Below are 6,444 nucleotides of genomic sequence, written 5' to 3' on the forward strand. Positions count from 1 at the left end.
CAAGGAGCAGGCGCAACCAGAACTTTTGTTTTTCGTTCCGTTCTGGTGCTTCTTTAACTTACCGGCCTGTTCGTTCGGTGTCAAATCGCGGTTTTCGCTGCGATTTGACACCGGTTGAACCGGTTCCTGCCAGGAAGTACACACTCTGAAAGCTTTTTGAGAAGCTGTCGAGTGGTGCTTACCTTACGAGCTTCGGCGGGATTGTGTCAAACCGCTCCGGTCTATGCGGGTTTACCACCCGGCTAACCGGCGACTGCCACTTTCTCAACCATATCGCACCGTCCGCGGCCCGTTTCCTCGGGGGGTCTGTGCCCCCTCGGAGGAGATCTGGTCCTGCGCGACATCGAGCTCGTTGTGAAGCTCGGTGGGCGACGAAGGAGAACTCTACACGACGAAAGCCAGCGCGCACGGCTGCGCAGGCATAACTTTCTGACACCGCCCGTAGACAGTGCGCTATCTGCCTCAACGTGCGAGGCGTCCAGACGATTCCCGTCTATCCGGATCGACCGCGGTCCCGCAGGTCAGAGCCGCTCTGTAGCTCATCTACCCGCTGGAACGCAGGCCCAAACCGCCCTGGCGACCCGGATCCCGCGGCGTCGAGAGCTCGCCGGTCGCCTGGCTCCGACGGCCACCGCGGCGGGCTGTGGGCCGACTACCCGGCAGAGGCGTGCGTGGTGCGCTGCGGTCCGCTGGCGGGGCTGCGTCACGCCAGCGGGGCTGCGGTCACGCCGGCGGTGGCGTGGGTGCGCAGCACGGCACCTGGGGTGAGTCGCTGCCGCCTGGTCGATCCCTGCCCGGTCTCCCCGCTCCTGCTCCTTCGCTCCCCCGCACGGACGCACGGACGCACGGGACTGTCGGACTGTGCTGGGATGCTGCGCAGCGGCGGTGGCGAAGGGGGCACATGGTTCAGCTCGGTGAGGTGGCCTGGCCCGATCTTCGCGGTGGACGTCCGCTGCTGGTCCTGCCGGTCGGCAGCCTCGAGCAGCACGGTCCGCACCTTCCTCTGGACACGGACACCCGGATCGCGGTCGCGGTCGGCCTGGCCGACCGTCTACGCCCGTTGCTGGTCGCGCCGGCGCTCGCGTTCGGAGCCAGTGGCGAGCACGCCGGTTTCCCCGGCACCCTGTCGCTGGGGACCCAGGCCCTCGCCCATGCGGTGGTAGAGATCGTCCGCTCCGCGGATGCTCTGGCGGCCGGCGTGGTCCTGGTGAACGGGCACGGCGGCAACCTGGTGGGACTGCGCCAAGCCGTGGCGACGCTCGGTGCCGAGGGCCGGCGGGTACTGCTGTGGGCACCGACGGCCGCGCTCGCCCGGGTCGCCGGTGTGCCTGACACCGCCGCGGGCGGGGTGGGCGACCTGCACGCCGGTCGCAGTGAGACCTCGCTGCTGCTGCACCTGGCTCCCGAGCTCGTCCGGCTCGACCAGGCCTGCGCCGGTCCCACCCCGCCCCTGAGCGAGCTCATCGCCCGCGGCGTCGCACCGCTGAGCCCGTCCGGTGTCCTCGGTGATCCGGCCGGGGCGTCGGCGCGGGAGGGCGCCCGGCTGCTGGGCGCCTATATCGACCATGCGACCGATCTCCTGCTGGCCTGGGCCGAACGTCGCGGTATCGCGGCGCCCCGGCGAAGCCCACCGGCCACGTCGACCTGACGTCCGGCCGGGCGTGGCCCTGGGGGTTCGTCCGCGGCGGCTGGGTCAGGCGTGCGGTGGCGGCTGGTCGGGCCAGCCGCCGTACTGCTCAGGGGCGAGGACGAAGGCGGCGGCGCCCCACAGGGCGACGCGGTCCGGGTCGGCGCTGCGCAGGATGCGTAGCCGCCGGGAGAAGGCCAGGCCGGCATGGCGGTCGAAGCCAGCCCGCATCGCATCCCAGAAGATCGGGCCGGACTGGGCGAACCCGCCGGCCACCACCGCGGCGTCGAGATCCAGCAGGTTCGCCGCGGACGCGAGCCCAGTACCGACCGCGGCCCCCGAACGGACAAGTTCCCGTCGGGCGGTCTGGTCGCCGGCGGCCGCCGAGGTGGCCAGGGTCCGTCCGTCGGCGGGCTGCCCGGCCGGGGGAACCCAGCCGGCGGCCTGCGCCCGGCGCACCGTGTGCGGGCCGGCGGCCATGACCTCCAGGCACCCTCGGCCGCCGCAGGGGCACGGCGGTCCGTCGGCCGCGACGGTGACATGACCGATGTGCCCGGCGTTGCCCCATCCACCGTGGAGCAGCTGGCCGGCGAGGACCAGGCCGCCGCCGACGCCGGTGGACACCGTGACGGCCAACAGGTTGCGCACCCCGCGCCCGACGCCGGCCCAGTGCTCGCCGGCGGCCAGCGCGATCCCGTCGTTGTGGACGTACACCGGCGCACCGGCCACGAGGTCGCGCAGCCGTTCCCGCAGCGGGAACTCACGCCAGGCCGGGATGTTCAGCGGCGAGACGGCCCCCTCGGGCCAGCGCATCGGCCCGGCACAGCCGCAGCCGACACCGACCAGGTCGGACGGGTCGACTCCGGCGGTGGCCAGACTCTCGGCCACACAGTCGCGCACCGCACCGAACACCTCCTCGGCGCCGGTCGGGTCGGCGGCCGCCGGGACCGGCCGGCGGGCCGCACCGCGCAGGGTGCCGCCGGCATCCACCACCGCTGTCACGATCTTCGTGCCGCCGATGTCGACGGCCAGGGCCTGGGAGCGCACAACCCCGACCTCATCATCCGCGAGCCGGGTCTGGCCACTGTGTCCCGTCGGCGTGGGGTGTCGCGGCGCAGGCCAAGCGGTCCTGCGAGAGCAAGGTCTCCCCGGGCGGGGGCACCAGAGGACAGCGCGGGGGCGGCAGCGACAGCGACGGCCGGGCGCCGGGCCGCCCCGGTGGGGGGACCGACGCCCGGCCGTGGCCGGACAGGCGAGGGATCAGACCAGATCAGCCGGCCTTGCGCTGCTCGATCTCCGAGGTCAGCTGGGGCACGACGTTGAACAGGTCGCCGACCAGGCCGTAGTCGGCGAACTCGAAGATCGGCGCCTCGGGGTCCTTGTTGACGGCGACGATCGTCTTCGAGGTCTGCATACCGGCCCGGTGCTGGATCGCACCGGAGATGCCGACCGCGATGTAGAGCTGCGGCGACACGGTCTTGCCGGTCTGGCCGACCTGGTTCTGGTGCGGGTACCAGCCGGCGTCGGTGGCGGCACGGGACGCGCCGACCGCGGCACCGAGGGTGTCGGCGAGCTTCTCCACCAGGGCGAAGTGCTCGGCGGCACCGAGACCGCGGCCACCGGAGACGACGACCTGGGCCTCGGTGAGGTCCGGCCGACCCGACTTGGCCTCGACGACCCGGTCGACGATCTTCGCGCCCTTGGCGGCGTCGGAGATCACGACATCCACGATCTGCTCCGTGGGGGTGCCGGGAGCGGCCTCGGGAGCCGTGGCGTTCGGCCGCACGACGACGACCGGCACACCCTTGGTGACCTTGGAGGTCACGATCGTCGAACCACCGAAGATGCCCTGGGTGGCGACGAGCTCCGGGGTGAGGGCGGTGGCGTCCCAGATCAGACCGGAGTCGATCTTGGCGGCGATCCGGGCGGCGACCTCGCGGGAGTCCGCGGTCGCGGCCACCAGGACCGCGGCGGGCGAGGCGGTGCCGACGAGGCCGGCGACGATCTCGGCCGCCGGAGCCCCGACGTAACCGGCGATGTCGTCGGACTCCGCGACGTAGACCTTGGCGGCGCCGAACTGGGCGAGGTAGTCCTTCGCCTTGGCGTAGGTGCCGGGGGCGCCGAGGAAGACCGCGGCCGGCTCACCGAACGAGCGGGCCAGGGTCAGCAGCTCGGCGGTGACCTTCTTCGGCTCTCCGTCGGCGTGCTCGACGAGTACGAGTACTTCAGCCATCGAACAAACCTCTCAGATGAGCTTCTGCACGGCGAGGAACTCGGCGACCTTGGTTCCGCCGTCTCCCTCGTCCTTGACGATCGTGCCGCTGGAGCGCGGCGGGGCGGGCTCGGAGGTGACCACTGTGGAGGCGGCGCCAGCGAGCCCCACGGCGGCGGCGTCGAGGCCGGCGTCCGCGGCGGACAGGGTCGTCAGCGGCTTCTTCTTGGCCGCCATGATCCCCTTGAAGGAGGGGTACCGCGGCTGGTTGATCTTCTCGACCACACCGACGACCACGGGCAGGCTCGCCTCGACCAGCGCGTAGCCGTTGTCGGCGAGACGCTCGATCTGGACGGTGCTCGAAGCCGGGTCCACCGTCACCTTGCGGGCCTGGGTCAGCTGCGGCAGACCGAGCCGCTCCGCCAGCAGGGCACCGATGACGCCGCCACGGGCGTCGGAGGCCTCCGACGACGTGATGACGATGTCGGGAGACAGAGTCGAGATCACCTTGGCGAGCGCCGCGGAGGTGGCCAGCGCGTCCGACCCGTGCAGGGCGTCGTCGGACAGGTGCACGGCCTTGTCCGCACCCATCGACAGCGCCTTGCGGATCGTCTCGACCGCCTTGGCCGGCCCCATCGTGACGACGGTGACCTCACCGCCGTGCGCTTCCTTGATCTTCAGGGCCTCTTCGACCCCGTACTCGTCCATCTCGTTCATGACGTTGTCGACGCTCTGGCGGTCAACCGTCTTGTCCGCCGCGTCGAGCTTCTTCTCCGCCCAGGTATCGGGAACCTGCTTGACGGTAACGACGATGTTCACGCCTTGGGGCCTCCGTAGCCAACTTCCGATGTCACTGCTCTTGACATCGTCGCATCTGGGGCGCTCCCGCGCTCGATGATCGTAAGCGTGACGCGGGCCGCACCAGGCCTCTGACCTGGACCGCCGACGACATACCGATCACGGCTACACGCCGTCGTCGACGTTAGTCCGTACGCCTCTTCGGGGCCATCCCCAGTGATGGGGCTATCACGACACCAGGCCATCGACCACCGAGCGTGACCAGCCCTCGCATCTCAAGCTATGGGAACCCATCGGCCCCACCACATCCAGCGGCCCACGTCCGGACGATGTCCGGTACTGGCCCCCAGTCGTCCCCCGCCCTCGGATGGCCGCCCGCAGAGCGGTCATCCGGCCCATCGGCGGCCACTGGCGGGCGTTCGACCTGCATGTTCCCTGCACGGTCGCGGCGGAACAAATACGGATCATGTCGAGTTGACCAGAGGCTTCCGCCCCTGAACAGGCGTGCAATTCGGCCATCTTGTGCACGCCCCCTTCCCCCAAAAGTGAATGATCGACTACTTTCTGCCTCACGCTGTGCGCACAGCGCGACCGACTCGCACGACGGTCACCCACCACATCGACGGGGGAACTATGTCAAACAAACCTTCAGACGATTCCGTGGACACCTCGGCCTTCGCTCGACTGCTGCGCGAGACCGAGGTGTCCGACACCAGGTTCGCCGCCCAGGTCAACATCCGGGCCCGCCAGCAGCGCCAGATCGACCTGGGGCTGGCCCGCACGACGGTCGGTCACTGGCGGCGCGGCATGCGCCCCCGGGATCCCATGGTCGCCGAGCTCGCGGCGGCCGAACTCTCGGCCGGACTGGGTTACCCCGTCCTGCCCAGCGACCTTGGCTGGCGTGGCGAGTCCTACCGCCACGACGAGCTGGGGCTGACCGGCGCGGGGGCTCCGGTGGAGACCCTGCGCACGCTCGCCGGACTCTCGGGACGTGACATGCACCGACGTGACCTTCTGCAGGAAAGCACGGCCTTCATCGCCACCGCCTTCGCCGACCCCGTCCTGTCCAGCCTCACCGGTGTGATCGACCGCGTCACCGGCGCGCACGAGCCGGCGGCGGGCAGCGGCGCGCTCATCCGCGACGTGACCGAGACCTTCCGCCGGCTCGACGCCAAGTTCGGCGGCGGCGAGATCCGCCCCCAGGTCGTCAGTTTTCTGCACGACCAGACCCGGGCCGCCCGGGACCGGCGGCCCGACCGCGATCTGTTCAGCGCGCTGGCCGAACTCACCCAGTTCAGCGGCTGGCTCGCCCAGGACGGCAGACGTCATGGCCTGGCGCAGCGTTACTACATCCAGGCCCTGAGCCTCGCCGAGCACGCCGACGACACGATGCTCGCCGGACGGGTGCTCTCCGGTATGAGCGACCAGGCCGCCCAGCTGGGACATCTACGCCAGAGTCTGGCGCTGGCCCGAGCCGCGATGAACCGCTCGGCCGACGACTCGACATGGGCGGTGAAGGCGATGCTGTTCGACAAGCAGGCCTGGGCCCTGGCCCGCAACAAGGACGAGTACGGCTGCCGGACGGCGCTGGACAAACTCGACGACGCGATCTCCCGCGTCGGTGACGACGACGCGGAGTCCCCGTCCTGGGCCGGGCACTACAACCTCGGCGACGTCGCCGAATGCCGGGGGCACTGCCTGCGGCTGCTCGAGCGCCCCGAGGAGGCCGAGCGGCAGCTGGTCGGCGCACGGGCGCTGCAGGGGGCCGCCCGGGCCCGCACCCGCAGTTACGCCGAGGCCGATCTGG

At 70.9% G+C, this 6,444-nt stretch carries 5 protein-coding genes; 2 read left to right on the forward strand and 3 right to left on the reverse strand.

Going from position 1 to position 6,444, the window contains the following annotated elements; translation table 11 throughout:
- Nucleotides 1-901 precede the first annotated feature (901 nt).
- The gene (mftE, locus tag G6R24_RS17005; protein WP_163550213.1) at nt 902-1,648 is read left to right on the forward strand and encodes a mycofactocin biosynthesis peptidyl-dipeptidase MftE; all 747 of its coding nucleotides are present in this window, start codon (nt 902-904) and stop codon (nt 1,646-1,648) included.
- A 45-nt stretch (nt 1,649-1,693) separates the two neighbouring features.
- Here the strand turns inward: mftE and G6R24_RS17010 are convergent, their stop codons facing one another.
- From G6R24_RS17010 to G6R24_RS17020, 3 genes are all read right to left on the reverse strand, one after another.
- A complete protein-coding gene (locus G6R24_RS17010; RefSeq protein ID WP_163550214.1) occupies nt 1,694-2,674 on the reverse strand; it encodes an ROK family protein in 981 nt (326 codons plus the stop codon).
- Between the two features lie 223 nt (nt 2,675-2,897).
- Nucleotides 2,898-3,860, reverse strand: coding sequence for an electron transfer flavoprotein subunit alpha/FixB family protein (locus tag G6R24_RS17015; protein WP_163550215.1), 963 nt, complete (start codon nt 3,858-3,860; stop codon nt 2,898-2,900).
- Nucleotides 3,861-3,872: 12 nt separating this feature from the next.
- Nucleotides 3,873-4,658: an electron transfer flavoprotein subunit beta/FixA family protein gene (locus G6R24_RS17020; protein WP_163550216.1), complete on the reverse strand. Its 786-nt coding sequence runs from the start codon at nt 4,656-4,658 to the stop codon at nt 3,873-3,875.
- 612 nt (nt 4,659-5,270) lie between these two features.
- Here G6R24_RS17020 and G6R24_RS17025 point away from each other — a divergent pair.
- Nucleotides 5,271-6,444: NsdA family TPR-like regulatory protein (locus tag G6R24_RS17025; protein ID WP_163550217.1), on the forward strand; the 1,174-nt coding region annotated here is incomplete at its 3' end.

This window comes from Candidatus Frankia nodulisporulans, assembly GCF_902806475.1.
GTDB classification, from domain to species: Bacteria; Actinomycetota; Actinomycetes; order Frankiales; family Frankiaceae; genus Frankia; species Frankia umida.